Origin of the sequence: Brevibacillus sedimenti (assembly GCF_020923495.1) — a bacterium.
In the GTDB taxonomy this organism is placed as follows: Bacteria; Bacillota; Bacilli; order Brevibacillales; family Brevibacillaceae; genus Brevibacillus; species Brevibacillus aydinogluensis.
On the sequence record NZ_CP064048.1, the window covers coordinates 3,412,294 to 3,428,288 of the forward strand.

A 15,995-nucleotide genomic window follows, 5' to 3' on the forward strand; every position below is an offset into this window, starting at 1 on the left:
GACAAAAAACCGTCCCCTGCGAGAGCAGGGGACAGTCCACAAACGACCGGTTTTATTCAATCCGTCACTGATTTCTTCCGATCCATAATGATGTCGGCTGGTTGGGTAATCAGATGTCTCTCCGGTGTGACCAAGCAGCCGGCGGCAGCCAGACGGTACGGCCAGAAGTACAGGGGATTTGCCTCATAGAGCGTGTGTTTGAACAGCAGCTCCGTTTCTCTGGTAATGGTGGTCAGCGGCACCTGATACGTCTGCAGTCGCCGATACTCACAGGCGTCGTTGAACCGCTCCGGACTTTGGCGAATGAGAAACGACAAACTTTTCAACCGGTGCTGCCCATCCACGAAAAACACGCTTTTCCAGAAGCCGAAGGGAATTTTCACCTGGCAGCCCGGTTGGCCCCGCACGCCGCAGTACTCTTCGTCGTCCTCCCTGAAAATCGGCCCGGTATACACGATTAATTTTTTCTCGCTTTCCATACGGTTCAGAATCCAATCCTCCAGACAGTTCCACACCCCCGTGTTGAAGTTGTGGTGCTGCAGGACGATATTGGCATAGCAGAACGAGTCCCGGTTGGCTTTTTCCGCTTCGTGCCGCTCTCCCCAGCATACGTCTCTTCTGCGCGTCAGATGCCCCTTGTCATAGTCATTTTGCGCATAGTATTCCGGCCCGACCTGATTCATTGCCCCGATGCGGTCATCCAGATGCCACAACCGGTTGGTGCGCGGTATGTTGACGAATCGGCTTTTATCCACGCATGCAGCAGAATAAACCGCAAACTTTCGCCGTTTGTTCATCACAATGGAGAAGTGGGTAAAGTCGTACACCCTCCCGTTTTTCAACGCGTCTTCCGCCGTTTTTCCCAGCAGCACAGGCAGAGGAACTTCGTGCCGTTCTCCCAGAAAAACAGGATCATAGCCCATCCCCGATTCCTCCCTTTCTCCGTCGTGATAAAAATCCGGGCTGCATTTGCTGCGCTGCGTTTCCTGCATCAACATTTCGACAGCCCGTCTGTCGAATCCTTTGACGAAAGAAGGGAGGTTTTGTAAAGATCGACGCCAATCTTTTTCATCTCGATTGTCCGATCGGCCACCTGTTCCGCCGTTCCGATGAGTCCTGTCTTGAACCCGTCATTGTACTGCACGAGATTCACAAAATCGAAATTCGCCCACATCCCCTGCCGTTCCGGCGACGCCTGACCGGCAAAGCGCACCGCCGTTAATCCGGTAGAAATCGCCGCGAAACACGGTCTCTTCTTCGGACCACATCTGTTTGAGAACGCAGATGAATTCTTCCGAACGCCTGTACCGTTCATCGTGATCCAGCCACGGTTCGCCGAACGCGTGGAATTCGCCTTTGAACCACCCGCTGACCACATTGACCGCTGCCCGGCCATGGCTGATCTGGTCCAGCGTGGAAATCATCTTGGCCACCACCCCCGGTTCCATAATCCGGGCAGCACAGCGGCAATGAGTTTGATCTTTTGCATGACTGCTGCAAGGGCGGACACAAGCGTTATGGCTTCCAACTGATTTTCCGCGTCGTAGCTGGCAACAAAGCGAGTCTGGACCAGCGCGAATTCAAAGCCGGCTTTGGGGAAACTCACCCTCTCTCATGGCAGCGTCAATCATATGCAGTCCCTGTACGTTTTGTTCATGAAAATGCCATTTTCCATGCCTGCATAATAGCCCGAGTGAGCCATTCTCCTCTGTCTGTTTTCTTGGTAGGGTAAAAAAGGTGTGACCACACTTTCAAGTCAGGTGAATCTCATGAAACGAATGGTTGTGTGCTGGTTTATCCTGTTGATGCTGCTTTGCGCGGGCTCTCCCCCTGTGTTTGCCCATGCCAGTCTCTTGGCTACCATCCCCCAAGACGGACAAGTCGTGCAAGCCAGCCCCGGGGAGATTGCGCTGGAGTTCAGCGAGCCGTTGGAAGAAGGGCTGATCGATCTCAGGCTGTACGATGAACACGGCCGTTCGATTGCGCTGACAGGCCCCCATCTGACAGCGGGCAACGCCGCCCGGATGCGGGCTGAACCGCCGAAACTGCCCGATGGCACGTACACCGCAGTCTGGTCCGTCGTCTCCGAAGACGGTCATCCGGTCAACGGGTCTTTCACGTTCTCCGTCGGGCGTTCCGCGTCCGGAACCATCGCCCCCGTATCGGATGGAACTTCCGCCCTGCTCGACCGCATTCTGGCGGTGATCCGCTACGTCGTGGAAGGAACGCTGTTGATCGCAGCCGGCCTTCACTGGATCTCCTGGCTCGGCCGACGACGCGGCTGGCCCGCAGACATGCGCGCAACCGGAGGCAGGCGGCTGGCGGTGTGGATCGTCATCGTCGTCGGATTGATTGCCGAAGGGCTTCTCTACCTGGCGTCCCTGCCGGGGAACGCTCTGACATCGGTGTTTGCAAAAGGACAGTGGGCGCTCCTCGGACAATCCCCCTTCCTCGTGATGGTCGGGGCGCAGCTTGTGTGCATGCTGCTCGCCGCCGTCCCGGGCATGGTGGAAGGCTGGTACCTGGTCATGTGGGCACTGGCCGTGGGAGCGCTGGCCTTTGGCGGGCACGCGTGGGGCATTCAGCCGGTGTGGCTGGCCGCCTCGTTCCGAATCCTGCATCTGTTCGGCCTGGCGCTCTGGCTGGGGGCGCTGACCGGCCTGGTCCTGGCGATGCGCCGGGCGAGGAAAAGCGGTGACGCGATCGAGTGGGGGGCGCTCCGCCGGTTCTTTGTTCGGCTGGCGCTGCTCGCGTCCGCCACTGCCCTGCTCTCCGGCGCTGCCTTGACCGTCCAGCAAACGGATTGGGCAGTCTTGTGGAAGGGGCAGACGTGGAGCGTGCTGCTTGGCCTCAAGCTGGCGCTGACCGGCGTGATGCTGGCGCTTGCGATCGCGCAGACCCTGCGGTGGCGAAAGCACGGCCGCCTGACGTCGCCCGCGCTGCTGCGCTGGGAGTGGCGGGCGGGTGCACTGGCCCTGCTGGCCGGCGTCTGGATGAGCCAGTCGGCCTATCCCCTGCCGGTGACGTCCTACGCCAAAACCTTTCCTGCCGCTGACGCGCAAGTGGTGGTCAAGATCCCGCGAGTGGCACCCGGCACGCAGATCATGACCATCGAGTTCCCCGCACCGATGACCGAGCCGCGGCAAGTCCAGGTGCAGGTATCCAAGCCGGATGCGGAGATAAACAGGCAGCCCATCCCTGCTGAGCGGACAGGTACGGGGCGTTATCAGGCGGACATTCCGTTTTCCATGTACGGAACGTGGACCTATCGGATTGACGCCGCCTTCCACGATGGGACACATGCAGCATTCACCGACACGCTGTTTATACCAGGAGGAGGAGAAACACGATGAAGATGAACTGGAACAAATGGGCAAGCTCGCTCGCTGTCGCCGGAGCGCTTCTGACCTTCGCGGGAACGGCTAGCGCCCACGTCACGGTCTGGCCGAAGGAAACGAACGCGAACTCGTATGAACGCTATACCGTTCGCGTCCCGGTGGAAAAGGACAGCAATACTATCAAGGTGCGGCTGGAATTCCCGGCGGGTGTAAAAGTGGGTACGGTTCTGCCGGCCCCCGGCTGGACCTACGAATGGGAAAAAGACGCGGACGGCCGGTTCAAGGCGATCACCTGGACAGCCACCGCCGACGGGATCAAGCCGCATGAATTCATGGAGTTCGGCCTCTCCGCCAAAAACCCCGCCGAACCGGGCACGCTGATATGGAATGCAACTCAGACGTACGCCGATGGCACGGTCGTCGAGTGGACAGGTGCCGCAGGGTCTGACACGCCGGCCCCTACCGTCGCGGTTAAGGAAGCGGCCCAAACCGCCGATGACCATGCCGATGAGCATAAAGCAGCAGGGAACTCAGGGAACAACGAAGCTGGTCAGGCTGCGGCTCCGGCGGCACAGAACAGTTCTTCTTCGACCGGCAGCACGCTGCCGCTGGTGCTCTCCGGGTTGGCGCTGCTGATCTCGGTGATCAGCCTCTTCCGGAAAAAAGCGTAGGACGCAGACGCGGGGGAAACAGGGGGCACACGTCTCACATCTTGGATAACCTGATGTTTGCCCCCTGCCCGGGCCGCGTTTTGGAGCGGACCCGATCCACTGCTCTGCCGGTCGTAAAGAGAGCGAGCAGCGCCCATGCCAGCTATTCGTTCGTTTTTGGAACAGCACTTTTCTCCGTGGCCTTGACGAATACCCCCTCACTTTTTTCAAAGGCAATCTGAACACTCGGATCAACGTCCTTGATCGTGAACAGCTTTGTCCCTTCCTCCAGATAATTTGAGTGAATGATAAGTGAAGATGGTTCTACATCCCGTGGATATTCGTATTTCTCCTGCACGATTCCAATTTGTTCCCCGATCTTTTCTTTTGCTACCAGCTCGTCGTTGTTTTCATCATTTTTAATGACATACACACGGTTTTCGACAACCACAAATGGGTACGGCCAGCTTGCCGCTTCATGTGCTGTATTTTCTGTATCTGGCGATGGGGAGTTATCCGCACATGATGAAAGCAGTATCGCGGCAAGGGTCAGCATGACTGCGAGCGGAACGCGTCTCATTTTTCCCCCTCCTCATCTGTAAAAAATAGGATGCAGATGATGTTATGATAACATCTGCATCCTGTATGGTAAATATTTCCTATCACTGTTGATCCGACTGTTTCCTGCCGCTCTTGAATGCTTTCACATCGTAAAGATGATGGCTGGAGCTGATGATATAATCCGGCTTCGGCTTGCCTCTCGCCTGCCTGTGGCCTTCCAGATGGGCTTCGCTCAGCTCCCATTTTTTCCATGCCTCTCTGGATTCCCAGCGGATCATGATGATAACTTCTTCTTCCCCTTTTTTGCTGCGTTTGACGAGCACGCTCAGATCAATAAATCCTTCCGATTTTTCAACGGCCCCTTCTCTTTTGAACCGCTCGACCACCAGATCAGAGGTGCCTTCTTTCACGATCAGGTTCTTGGTTTCCACGAACACAGCACTCACTCCCTTCTATTTCTGAAACAGCCATGACAGCGCTTGGGGAATCGGCTGCGGAAGCAGGAAAGCTCGTGCCGTCCGCCCTCCTCCACATGCAGCCGCAGTTGTTTCCCGTTTAACCCGCTGGCCGCCAGTATGGCATACGCTTCTTTTGTGCGCGCGACCATTTCCCGCTGCACGGTCTGCTTCCCTTCTCCTTCCAAACTTCCTACGTCCAGATAGAGTCTCAGCCCGGTCTGCGCCATCTTTTGCTCGCGCATGTAGTCTGCAAACCCTTCGTACCAGAACGAACCGGAAATGGAGCCAATTTTGCCGAACACACCGGGGTACAGGTACGCGGCGTACAGTGAGATGAGACCCCCGAGCGATTTGCCGATGATTCCCGTTTGATCGGGACGGCGATTGGTTTTGTACCTGCTGTCGATATGCGGTTTCACCTGCTCGACGATAAACGCGAGGTATTCCGCCCCTCTGCCGCCGAAGTCAGCGAATCGCTCCGACAAGGCCTTGGCAAACCAGGGGGTGTACTCATGAATCCGGTCGACCGGTGCGATGCCGACCATGATGAGTTCGGCCAGTTCTCCGCTGGCAAACTTCCGCTCGATTTCCTGCAGAGAAGCAGCGGGACGCAAAGAAGAATCCGCCTGTTCTGCAAACAAATCGCCGCCATCGTGCACGTAGACGACCGGGAACGAGGCAGCACCGTCCGGATACGAGGGCGGCAGATAGATCGCAAGTTCCCTCTCTCCGATATGATCAGTGATGATTGTGCCCTTCACGGCGGTTACCTCCTACATTTTTGCCCGGAACAGCAAATAGACGAAATACGGCACGCCCACGATGGATATGACGATTCCCACCGGCAGTTCGGCTGGGGAAAAGACGGTTTTGGCAATAAAATCGGAAATGACGACCAGCAGCATGCCGACCAGTCCGCTAATCGGCATCACGCGCCGATGATGCAGGCCGACCAGCCGTTTGGCGATATGCGGCGACAGCAGTCCGACAAACCCGATACTGCCGGATACGGAAACGCACGCGCTGACAAGTCCGATGCTTGCGATCAACAGCACGCTTTTCTCTTTTTCCGTTCGCACGCCCAGACCTTTCACGCTCTCTTCTCCCAATTGAAGCACGTCCAGGATCGGCGCTTTTCGGAAAACGACCGGGACGAGCAAAAGAAACCACGGAATCATGGACAGCACGTAGTTCCAGTTGGCGTTCCAAATGCTTCCTGTCAACCACACCGCCGCCATCTCGTAATCCTGCGGATTCATCTTGAGCGACAGATAAATCGTCGCCGCGGACAGCCCTGAACCGACGGCAATGCCGACGAGGATCAGCGTTCCCGGTTCCAGTCTGCCGTTTCTCCACGCGAACAGGTAGATGAAACCGGCAGCCATCAACCCGCCCGCCAGGCCAAACATGGGCATCGCCATGATGGAAAGCAGGCTTGCTCCAATCATTTTTCCTTCAAACAGAAGCATGAACAGGACGCCGGCAAATCCCGCTCCCGCATTGATGCCGAGAATGCCAGGATCGGCCAGCCCGTTCTTCGTAATCCCTTGAACGACGGTTCCGGCGATCCCGAGACCAAAGCCGACAAACGCGGCGATGACAATGCGCGGCAGACGAAACTCGAAGACGACCATGTCGTGCTCGTGCACCGGATCGATGCGCAGCAACGTTTTGATCACATCGGTGACGGTCAGATTGAATACGCCGTTTGTCAGGCTGACATAGACGACGGCAAGCAAAAGGACTGCGCCGGCGACGAGCGTCATCCAATAGCGCCGTTCCATGCTCCTATGCATGTTTCTTCCCCCCTCTCGTGCGGATCAGGTAGAGGAAGAAAGGAACGCCGAAGAGCGCACAGACAACGCCGACCGGCGTCTCAAACGGGTCATTCAGGAATCGGCTCAGGACATCGGCAAGTCCCAAAAAGACAGCGCCAAGCACGCCGGAGCACGGGACGATCCAGCGATAGTCCAATCCGACCAGAAATCGGGCCACGTGTGGAATGATGAGTCCCACAAATCCGATTTTTCCGGCCAACGCGACGGAAATGCCGGTCAGGATGACGACGGCGGCGGTAGCGACCGCCTTGATCAAGGTGGTCCGCTGTCCCAGGCTGATGGCCGTTTCGTCGCCCAGACTAAGCACGGTAATCGAGCGGGAGATGAGCAGGGCCGTCACGATTCCGACGATGGCAAAGGGCACGGCCACCTTGATCATGCCGGGGTCGATCTGGTGCAGCCGGGCGTTGTACCAGAAGCTGACGTTTTGCGAGACTTGAAAATAACTCGCAAGTGCCGCCGATGTGCTGCTCAGAAACGTTCCGATGACAGTGCCGATAATCGCCATGCGCACCGGTGACATCCCGTTTGGCACCAGGGAGGCCATGCCGAATACCATCCCCGTCCCCAGTGCCGAGCCGATCAGCGAAAACGCGATCATGTCCAGGGACGTAGCGTCCGGCAGCAGGATCATGCAAAGAGTGATGACGAACGCCGAACCGTCCGTCACGCCCATAATGGAAGGGGACGCCAGGTAATTCCTTGTCATCCCCTGCATGAGTGCGCCTGACATGGCGAGGAATGCGCCGATCAGGATGGCGCCGATTGCTCTCGGCAGCCGCGAGTGCATGACAATCTGATGATTCACGTTGCCGGCGTCAAAATGAACGAACGCCTCCCACACCACGTGTGCCTCTATATTCCGTGCGCCGTAGAGAATGGATGTCAGGATGACGATTGCAATCGCAATCGGTGACAGCCCCAAAATCAGGGCCGGCAGTGGAAAGTTTCGTCTCATGTCCGTTTACACGCCTTGTTCAAGATTACTGGGACAGTTTCTCCACGGCAGCTTTCAGAAAGTTGATTTTGCTCCACGCTGTGCCGCCTTGGGCAAGCGGATCGACGACGTTCACATACACCCTGTTGTTTTTGACTGCATTGATGCTCTGCCAGATCGGATTGGCCTGCACCTCTTCCAGCGCTTTCGGATGCTGCGCGTTTTCATCCAGGGAGAACTGTACGAACACGTAATCCGGGTTCATTTCGCTGAACCTTTCCAGGGAAATGGTCTCCTGCGCCTTGGCCGCTTTGATCGGTTCCGGCACTTCCAGGCCCAAATCCTTGTACAGCGTGTCGTTGAAGTATACATTCTCCGGGTAGATGTTGATGTTGCCCTGTCTGTAGCGAATGACCACAACCTTTTTGCCTTTCAGCTTCTCGCCCAGCTGTGCCTTGGCCGCTTCCGCATCCGCCTTGTATTTCTCAAGCGCCTGTTCGGCCAGGTCCTGTTTGCCCGTCAGCTCCGCGAGAAGGCGGAGATTGTTCTCCCAGTTGGTGGAAATGTGGGAGTACGGAAACGTCGGCGCAATTTTGACCAGCTTTTCCATGACTTCCGGCTTGAACTTGGAGGTGCCCAGGATGACATCCGGCTTCAATTGGAGAATCGTCTCAAAATTCGGCTGCGTCTTCTCGCCGATCGACACCGTCGACCCGGTAATCTCCTTGAATACGTCCGGGAATTTTCCCCCGATGGTAATACCGCCGACCGGTTGCACGCCAAGCACGACGGCGTCCTCCATCGCTTCCAGGCTTCCGGTGATGACGATCCGTTCCACTTTGGCCGGGACGGTGTAATCCTTGTCCAGATAGCGGACTGTTCTCGTCGTTTGTTCAGCCGTATTTCCGGCGGGCACCACATTACCCGCGCTGTTGTTCACATTCGTCGTGGCAGTCTTGTCAGCAGAACCGCAAGCCGCCAACAACAGCATGAGCAGGGCGACGAACCCCGTCCCTGCACGCTTTAATCCCTTTTTCATGTGCAGTAAATCTCCTTTCAGCAACCTCTCTAGTAATTGAGGATGATTCTCATTGCTAATTCTAAGGACGAAAGCCCTTGATGAACATGGACAATATACAGAAAACAGCATGGACAAAATCCAGATCACATCCGTACATATTCCTCCACGATTCGCTGATGGGCAGTCCGCATTCACTTCTGCCAGCCATTGGTTGACGCGACGTCCTGGGGAACGAACAAAGGGAGAGCAGCTGCTCTCCTTTTCAGACTGATGACAAACTGTATTTTTTTGATCGAAGTTCCGAATGTAAAACCATCTTTCATCGTTGTCAGGCCGAAAGGCCTGCAGATTAATCAAACCGAAGGTGGAGAAAAAGTACACGGCATGGAGTGATGGGCCAAGCGAGCTCCTTTGACGACCTGCACAGCGGAAAAACGCTAGACGCGGGGAATACAGGGGACACAAGTCTCACTTCGTCGAAATGCCCAGATGTTTGTCCCCTGCCCGCGTCGCGTTTTGTAGCGAACAATATCCACTACTTTGCTGGTCGTCAAGAGAGCGAGCGGGCCCGATCACCCATGCGCCACGGACTTTGTCTACACGCTGAAAGGGAGAGCAACTGCTCTCCCTCTGCTGATTGACGTTCCACGGTGCTGTGCGTCCGCCGCTACATCGCCTGAATTTTTTCCCACAACTGCTTTCCCTTCTGCCACACATCTTTCCAAAATTGAGTCCACGACGCTTTCTCGAGGTCGTCCTTCTGCATGCTGCCCACCAGCAGGAAGTATTCGCGAATGCCGGAACAAATCGCTCTCGACAGTTCGGCCTGCTTTTCCGGACGCGTCATCTGCTCCCGATCCCGCGCATTGCTGATGTATCCCATTTCCACAATCACAGTCGGACATATGGAGTGGCGCAGCAAATAATACGTCTTTCCCGCTTTTGGTTCATCCTTTTTGCCATACAGTTCGTTTAAGTGATGCTGCAGGATGTCCGCAAGCAGGAAACTTTGATGGTTTTGCTGATACAGCACAAGTCCCCCGCGCGTGTTTGGGTTTGTAGACCAGTTCACATGCAGGCTGACCATGATTTGCGGGTCCAATGCGGCAGCCAGGCCCCGCCGCTGCGCCAAGTCGCGCTTGTGACGGGATGACGTTTTGGACCACCGATTTTCATCACTCAGCGCATAATCCCCGGTGCGATTGAGGATCACCTGATACCCTTCGGCGGACAATTGATGATACACTCGTCGCGCAATTTCCAAATTGATGTCCTTTTCGTACAGGCCTCCGTAAGAGGTTCCTCCGTCAATCCCCCCGTGTCCCGCATCAATGATCACATGGATGGGAGAAATTGCCTGACTGAAAGCAATGGCATGCCCAGGATACAGGAGCAGAAACGCCGTGAACACGACGCATGTTCGCTTCATTCTCCCTCTACCTTTCCGGCTTTTTTCGTAGTATGTTCCAACGAAAAAGCGGACATGCGCCGCCGATTCCGCTGTGACGCAGTATAGACAACCTGCGGGGTGAATTCATGTCCGTGTGCATGCAGGGGGACTTCGAAAACCCTCTCATCAACAAAAAAGAGGGACGTACGCCCCCTTTACATCATATCATCGTGATGTTTTTTCTGAGGACGAATCAACTCGCCTGCCTGTTGCAGCGTCTGCAGCAGTTCGCTGACTGTCCTCACCTGATCGACAATGGTTCCCAAATCGAGGTTGAGTTTGGGAAAGGCAAACAAGGATCGCCTGCGAGGCGCATTGATCTTCTTCCATTCCTGAAAGTGCTTCTGCAGCGCTTCCGGGTTCCTTCGCTCCCGCTTGGGCACCTTGTTGGCTCTGAGCCAATCGTGAAATTCCTGAGGGTATTCGCCGTCTGGTTTGATTTTGCGCATGCAATCACCTCTTTTTCGTGACGGTGTACTCAGCGTCTATGGGCACGTACACTGCGAGAAGTGAAAAAAAGCAAAGGGGGAGCCCCTTTGCACCTCAGCGCAATCATCGCCGTCTTTAACAGTCGCAATCACACCCGACGATGACCAGCAGTATGAACAATACCAATGCCAGCGCAAACCCATCACGATGGAAGATACCCATATGCAATTCCTCCTTTCGCACATGTAGTCGTCATACTCTATGTACAAAAGGTAGGAAATGCTTATACGCGTACCCATGGTGACAAAAATTTCTTTTGCATCACGATACGAATGCCCCTATTGCAGCCACATCCTGAACAACCCCTCCACAACGCCGAGGTTGTACATGTAATACAGGCCAAACACGGCACTGATCCCTCCAGTCAATTGTGTCAGCACGCGGCTTATTCCAGCGTTTTTCGCGCTGATGACGAAGGGAATCCCGATGATCGTCGTGGTCAGGAGCATACCGATAATCGTGCCGGCCCCAAATACCAGGATATACAGGCCGCCTTCCCATACACTGTTCACCGCAGCCATTGTCCACAGGACGAGCGCAGCGCTGCCCGCCAACCCATGCACCAGTCCGATCAGCAGGGATTTTCCGTACGACACCCGTTGCAGGTGTTTGCGGGACTCGCTCTGTACGTGCGAGAAGGCATTTTTGTGCAGTTCCCCGTCATGTTCATGCTCATGCACCTGGATGTGCCGTTTCTTACGGGAACGAAGACTCGTAACGCCCAGGTATACAAGCATGATCCCGACGAGGAACTCAAGCGACATGGCCACTTTTTCGGGAATGCCGTTCTTTACCAGAAGAAAAACCATGCCGACGACAAACAGCGTGGCGGTATGTCCGATTCCCCAGAACAAACCGGCCAACGACGCATTCCCCAATCGCTTCGTCTGCGTGGCGACCGTGGATACCGCGATCACATGGTCCGGTTCAATCGCATGTTTGATCCCCAATACAAACGCAACTGCCAGCACCGACAACAAACTCGCTTCCATATCTGTGATTCCGCCCTCTCTTTTTCCATTTTTACCTATCAAATCTTCCGATGGGTGGCAACCCTATTTTCATCTGTGAATGTTGCTTGCCTATGCAAGCGTGTCGGCACGCGAATATACAGGTATGGTAATGCCAGAATATAGAAAAGAGGGTGATGTGTATGTACAATTATCCTGGACAATGGCATGACCAATCGTCCGAACAATGGTCCACACAATCGCCTTATTGGTCGACAGAATCGTGGGACCAATCGTATTGGCCCGCCCAATCTCCATCGCAATATCGTCCGCCGCGCCGGCCATTCTGTCCGGACTTTTGCAGACGCTGTCCCCCGGAATGCTGCCGACGTCCCTGGAGAAGGGGTTATTAAGTGCCTCAGATGCATGCAGCCCTCGCTGCTGCTGCCGTGATCAGGTAATGATTCCGACAGCAAGCAGCATACACGAATGAGCCACATCCCGCCAAAGTGGGTGTGGCTCTCACTGTGCCATAAGCTAGGCTTTTGCCACGTTGACGCGTCCAGAAAAGAAGGTGGCTCCGCCGCCCATATCCGCAAGACGGTCCGGCGTGAGCGCATTCACCAACCGTTTCGTGCCTGTCATATCCGCCCACAGCCCCTGGCTTACCACTACGCCGGGCAGCACATTCTCGCCTACGGCGGCGACCAGTTCACACTCGCCACGTTCGTTCCAGACCCGCACCTTATCCCCGTTGTTGATTCCGGCCCGTGCCGCATCGGCAGCATTCATGTGCAGTCGAGGCATTTTTTCCAGCTGCACGTGCTTGTCTTGATGGGAGAAAGTCGAATTGAGAAAATTATGATTGGGCGCCGGAATAAACCAATACGGGTAATGGCCGTCTTCGGCTTCGGCAAGCGGTACATACGTCGGCAGCGGCGGATATCCTTCCCGCTCCATCCTTTCCGAATACAGCTCGATTTTCCCGCTGGGTGTAGGAAGGCGTCCCGGAAACAGGGGTTTTACATTTGCCTTGACATACTGCTTCTCCACCAGTGTTTCATAGTCGATGCCTTCCAGATACGGGTTCCGGTGGTTGGAAAGCGCCTGCCGGATCAGCTCCTCCTCCGTGTCCTGAAATGCCTGTTCATCAAATCCCATCGCTTTCGCCAGCAGGCGGAACACTTCCACATTGGACCTGCTTTCTCCATACGGCGGAATCACTGGCCGCTGCAATTGAATGTAGTGATGCCAGTACGAGGTGTAAAAGTCCGTGTTTTCAAAAGAAGATGTCGCCGGAAGCACGAGATCGGCATACATGGCCGTCTCCGTCAAAAACATGTCGTGCACGACGGTAAACAGATCGTCGCGGGCCAGCCCGCGGCGCACCTTGTTGGCTTCCGGGGCCACAACAGCCGGGTTGCTGCTGTACACAAACAGCGAACGCACCGGCGGGTCTAGTTCAAGCAGGGCATCCCCCAGCTGATTCATGTTGATCAGGCGCGCCTGATTATCGGCGCGCAAATCAGGACGCTGCAGCGCCTGCTTGTTGAACCGCAGGTACCCTCCGTTCCCCTTGATCGCTCCGCCCCCTTTTTTCAGCCATTGGCCGGTAAGCGCGGGTAGACAGGCAATCGTCCGCACGCACATGCCGCCATTGTCATGATGCTGCAGCCCGTTTCCGATGCGGATAAAAGATGGGGACACTTGACCGTACATGCGGGCCAGCCGGACAATATCCTCCACGGGAACACCCGTAATGGCGGAAACGGCAGCGGGCTCGTACCGCTTTACATGCTCCCGAAGCTCCTCATGCCCTACGGTATACTGGCGGAGAAAATCTTCGTCCACCATGTTTTCGGCAAACAGCACATGCATTATGCAAAGGGCAAGTGCGCTGTCCGTCCCGGGCATGATCGGAATAAACCAGTCTGCCCAACGTCCGGTCTGGTTTTTGTGCACATCGATCACGACGACCTGGGCTCCGTTTTTGCGCGCTTTCTCGGCAAGCGCCACCTGGTGCATGTTTGTGCTGACCGCATTAATCCCCCACATGATGATCAGCTTGGCATGGACCGTATCCTCGGGGTCCGTCCCAAAGCTGCCGCCCATGGTATACTCGTACCCTTTTGTTCCGGCTGCATTGCAAATCGTTTGCTCCAGCCTGCTTGCGCCCAGGCGGTGAAAAAACCGGCGGTCCATCGATTCCGCACTGAGCCTGCCCATGTTGCCGTAGAAACTGTACGGCAGGATGCTTTCCGGCCCCTCGCTGCGAATCAATTCCTTCCAGCGGGCAGCAATCGTTTCAATCGCTTCGTCCCAGCTGATTCGTTCAAATTTGCCTTCCCCTTTTACGCCCACACGCTTTAACGGATAGGAGAGCCGTTTGGGGTCGTAGATTCGCGCTGTCATGTTTCGTACCTTGTTGCAGATAGCTCCCCGGGTGACGGGATGGTTGGGATCGCCCTCGATTTTCACAATCTTTCCATCTTTTTTGTGTACAAGGAGACCGCATTGATCCGGACAATCCAGTGAGCAGACAGACGGAAAAACTCCACTTGGCTGATTGGCGTAGTGCTCCACAGTGTATCTCCTCTCCCGTTTTTACACGATGGAACCAACTGCCCGGCATACGCAGTTGCTCTGCTCGACGATCGTGACTTTTTTTCGTTTATCTTATCACGATACGCGCTTGATTTCGCACCTGTCAACTCCCTTGTCGCCAACGATCCCTTCACGTGTTTCGCCGGTCGCGCTGCACCATCGGGGTGTCCTCTCCCTTCTTGGGCTTGCGCGTTTTCAGAAACGCTGGACGCGTACGCAGCTTTTTCATCGGAATGCGAATCAGCATATCCGTCCAGTCGCGCAAACGCAGCGGAGAAAACGGCGCCAGATAGGGAACCCCGAACGAAACCAGCCTGGCCACATGGGCATGGATGAAGAGCAGGCCCAGGATGAATCCGTACGTCCCCAACACACTGCTGCAGATCAGCAGAAAGAAACGCAGAATCCGGTGTGTGATGCCGAGATAATACACAGGCGACGTAAAGGAGGAGATCGCGGTCAGTGCGACGATGACGACCGTCACGGGACTGACCAGATTGGCGTTCACAGCCGCCTGCCCAATCACAATACCGCCGACGATGCTGACCGCCTGTCCGACCGGCCTGGGCAGTTTGACGCCAGCTTCCCGGATGATCTCTATGATGAATTCCATGATAAAAATTTCCATAAAGATAGGAAACGCCACCTTGACACGTGCGGCGTCCATGGAGATGAGCAGCCGGGTGGGAATCAGCTCCGGGTTGTACGCGACGAGTGACAGGTACAGCCCGGGCGTCGTGATGCTGAGAAACAGGGCGACCATCCGCACAATGCGGATCAGCGTGGCGTACTGCCAGCTGGTGTAGTAGTCGTCGACCGTTTCCAGCATTTGAAAAAACGTGATCGGCAGGATCAGCGCATGCGACGTCCCCTCGACCATGACCGCCACGTTTCCCTCAATCAGATAGGAACAGGTGACGTCAGGCCGTTCCGTGGGGCGCATGAGGGGAAACAGGGAGAACGAATTGTCCTCCAGATATTCCAGTAGCTGCATCTGGCCGATCAGGCTGTCTGTTTCGATGCAGGAAAGACGCCGCCTTACTTCTTCCACGACCTGCGGATTGGCCACGTCTGCCAGGTAGATGACGGCCGTCTCCTGCTTCGTCCGTCTTCCCACCACGATGGATTCCACCCGCAGATACGGGTCGCGCAAGCGCTGGCGAACCAGGCCGATATTGGTGTTGAGCGTTTCCACAAAGCTGTCTTTCGGTCCGATGACGCTTTGTTCCGTTTCCGGCTGCTCGATGTTCCGGCTGTATTCCTTTTTGACTCCCACCGCCAGACCGACCGACTCGCCCTCTACCAGGAGCAGCGCTTTGCCGTGCAGGATCTGCTCAATCGCGGCCTGCCAGTCCTCTACTCGCTGTATGTCACTTGCGGATATGATGTTCTCCTGGATAAACAGGATCAGGCTTTTTTCCTCGTCCTCGGCCAAAGACGTCTCCACAGCTGTCGGGAACATGCCCGCTCTCTGCTGGAGGGGAACGATCACCTGCCGGTTCAGGCGGTCGGAATCGGCCAGACTGTGCAGAAAGAACAGGCTGACATTCCTGTCCAGACACGTGAAGTGGCAGGCGGCGAAATCGCTGTTGCGGCCGAGGCGCTCCGTCAGCACCTCCGCGTTTTTGACCAGCGACGCGTGAAGGGGCGTCTTCTCGATTGTGTTCACCGCTTGTGTCTCGCGTAACAGGAACCGTTT

General features: G+C 55.8%; 15 protein-coding genes and 1 pseudogene. 2 read left to right on the plus strand and 14 right to left on the minus strand.

Annotation, left to right across the window (positions count from 1 at the left end; all coding sequences use genetic code 11):
* Positions 1-56: 56 nt before the first annotated feature.
* Positions 57-923 (minus strand): DNA/RNA non-specific endonuclease, encoded by an 867-nt coding sequence (locus IRT44_RS16760; RefSeq protein WP_230077030.1) that lies wholly within the window; start codon positions 921-923, stop codon positions 57-59.
* A gap of 107 nt (positions 924-1,030) precedes the next feature.
* A pseudogene (locus IRT44_RS16765) lies at positions 1,031-1,594 on the minus strand (LLM class flavin-dependent oxidoreductase); the annotation flags it as partial.
* Between the two features lie 175 nt (positions 1,595-1,769).
* On the opposite strand from IRT44_RS16765, the gene IRT44_RS16770 reads away from it, so the two are divergent.
* Positions 1,770-3,353 (plus strand): copper resistance CopC/CopD family protein, encoded by a 1,584-nt coding sequence (locus IRT44_RS16770; protein ID WP_171564602.1) that lies wholly within the window; start codon positions 1,770-1,772, stop codon positions 3,351-3,353.
* Positions 3,354-3,355: 2 nt separating this feature from the next.
* The gene (locus IRT44_RS16775) at positions 3,356-4,009 is read left to right on the plus strand and encodes a YcnI family copper-binding membrane protein (protein WP_171564743.1); all 654 of its coding nucleotides are present in this window, start codon (positions 3,356-3,358) and stop codon (positions 4,007-4,009) included.
* 142 nt (positions 4,010-4,151) lie between these two features.
* Here IRT44_RS16775 and IRT44_RS16780 read toward each other — a convergent pair whose 3' ends face one another.
* The 12 genes from IRT44_RS16780 to IRT44_RS16835 all read right to left on the minus strand — a co-directional run bounded on the left by IRT44_RS16780 (position 4,152) and on the right by IRT44_RS16835 (position 15,965).
* Complete coding sequence (locus IRT44_RS16780) at positions 4,152-4,568, minus strand: hypothetical protein (protein ID WP_171564601.1); 417 nt, start codon at positions 4,566-4,568, stop codon at positions 4,152-4,154.
* Positions 4,569-4,650: 82 nt separating this feature from the next.
* A complete protein-coding gene (locus IRT44_RS16785; protein WP_171564600.1) occupies positions 4,651-4,986 on the minus strand; it encodes an antibiotic biosynthesis monooxygenase family protein in 336 nt (111 codons plus the stop codon).
* 5 nt (positions 4,987-4,991) lie between these two features.
* The gene (locus IRT44_RS16790) at positions 4,992-5,768 is read right to left on the minus strand and encodes an alpha/beta hydrolase (protein ID WP_230077031.1); all 777 of its coding nucleotides are present in this window, start codon (positions 5,766-5,768) and stop codon (positions 4,992-4,994) included.
* A 12-nt stretch (positions 5,769-5,780) separates the two neighbouring features.
* A complete protein-coding gene (locus tag IRT44_RS16795) occupies positions 5,781-6,791 on the minus strand; it encodes a FecCD family ABC transporter permease (protein ID WP_212132489.1) in 1,011 nt (336 codons plus the stop codon).
* Positions 6,792-6,795: 4 nt separating this feature from the next.
* Positions 6,796-7,803, minus strand: coding sequence for a FecCD family ABC transporter permease (locus tag IRT44_RS16800; protein WP_230077032.1), 1,008 nt, complete (start codon positions 7,801-7,803; stop codon positions 6,796-6,798).
* 25 nt (positions 7,804-7,828) lie between these two features.
* Positions 7,829-8,821, minus strand: coding sequence for an iron-hydroxamate ABC transporter substrate-binding protein (locus tag IRT44_RS16805; RefSeq protein ID WP_230077033.1), 993 nt, complete (start codon positions 8,819-8,821; stop codon positions 7,829-7,831).
* Between the two features lie 649 nt (positions 8,822-9,470).
* Entirely contained in the window at positions 9,471-10,232 is a 762-nt protein-coding gene (locus IRT44_RS16810) for an N-acetylmuramoyl-L-alanine amidase family protein (RefSeq protein ID WP_171564595.1), read from the minus strand.
* 176 nt (positions 10,233-10,408) lie between these two features.
* The gene (locus tag IRT44_RS16815; RefSeq protein ID WP_212132484.1) at positions 10,409-10,702 is read right to left on the minus strand and encodes a hypothetical protein; all 294 of its coding nucleotides are present in this window, start codon (positions 10,700-10,702) and stop codon (positions 10,409-10,411) included.
* A 115-nt stretch (positions 10,703-10,817) separates the two neighbouring features.
* A complete protein-coding gene (locus IRT44_RS16820; protein WP_171564742.1) occupies positions 10,818-10,904 on the minus strand; it encodes a YjcZ family sporulation protein in 87 nt (28 codons plus the stop codon).
* A gap of 116 nt (positions 10,905-11,020) precedes the next feature.
* Positions 11,021-11,734 carry an urease accessory protein UreH domain-containing protein gene (locus tag IRT44_RS16825; protein WP_230077034.1) on the minus strand — a complete coding sequence of 238 codons (714 nt, stop codon included), beginning with the start codon at positions 11,732-11,734 and terminating at the stop codon, positions 11,021-11,023.
* A gap of 495 nt (positions 11,735-12,229) precedes the next feature.
* A complete protein-coding gene (locus IRT44_RS16830) occupies positions 12,230-14,275 on the minus strand; it encodes a molybdopterin-containing oxidoreductase family protein (RefSeq protein ID WP_230077035.1) in 2,046 nt (681 codons plus the stop codon).
* Between the two features lie 151 nt (positions 14,276-14,426).
* Positions 14,427-15,965: a spore germination protein gene (locus IRT44_RS16835; RefSeq protein WP_230077036.1), complete on the minus strand. Its 1,539-nt coding sequence runs from the start codon at positions 15,963-15,965 to the stop codon at positions 14,427-14,429.
* Positions 15,966-15,995 lie beyond the last annotated feature (30 nt).

Coding starts and splice junctions, on each gene's coding strand:
- IRT44_RS16795 (WP_212132489.1), bottom strand. CDS start 6,791: ATGGAACGGCGCTATTGGATGACGCTCGTCGCCGGCGCAGTCCTTTTG.
- IRT44_RS16815 (WP_212132484.1), bottom strand. CDS start 10,702: ATGCGCAAAATCAAACCAGACGGCGAATACCCTCAGGAATTTCACGAT.
- IRT44_RS16810 (WP_171564595.1), bottom strand. CDS start 10,232: ATGAAGCGAACATGCGTCGTGTTCACGGCGTTTCTGCTCCTGTATCCT.
- IRT44_RS16775 (WP_171564743.1), top strand. CDS start 3,356: ATGAACTGGAACAAATGGGCAAGCTCGCTCGCTGTCGCCGGAGCGCTT.
- IRT44_RS16760 (WP_230077030.1), bottom strand. CDS start 923: ATGGGCTATGATCCTGTTTTTCTGGGAGAACGGCACGAAGTTCCTCTG.
- IRT44_RS16770 (WP_171564602.1), top strand. CDS start 1,770: ATGAAACGAATGGTTGTGTGCTGGTTTATCCTGTTGATGCTGCTTTGC.
- IRT44_RS16780 (WP_171564601.1), bottom strand. CDS start 4,568: ATGAGACGCGTTCCGCTCGCAGTCATGCTGACCCTTGCCGCGATACTG.
- IRT44_RS16820 (WP_171564742.1), bottom strand. CDS start 10,904: ATGGGTATCTTCCATCGTGATGGGTTTGCGCTGGCATTGGTATTGTTC.
- IRT44_RS16800 (WP_230077032.1), bottom strand. CDS start 7,803: ATGAGACGAAACTTTCCACTGCCGGCCCTGATTTTGGGGCTGTCACCG.
- IRT44_RS16825 (WP_230077034.1), bottom strand. CDS start 11,734: ATGGAAGCGAGTTTGTTGTCGGTGCTGGCAGTTGCGTTTGTATTGGGG.
- IRT44_RS16805 (WP_230077033.1), bottom strand. CDS start 8,821: ATGAAAAAGGGATTAAAGCGTGCAGGGACGGGGTTCGTCGCCCTGCTC.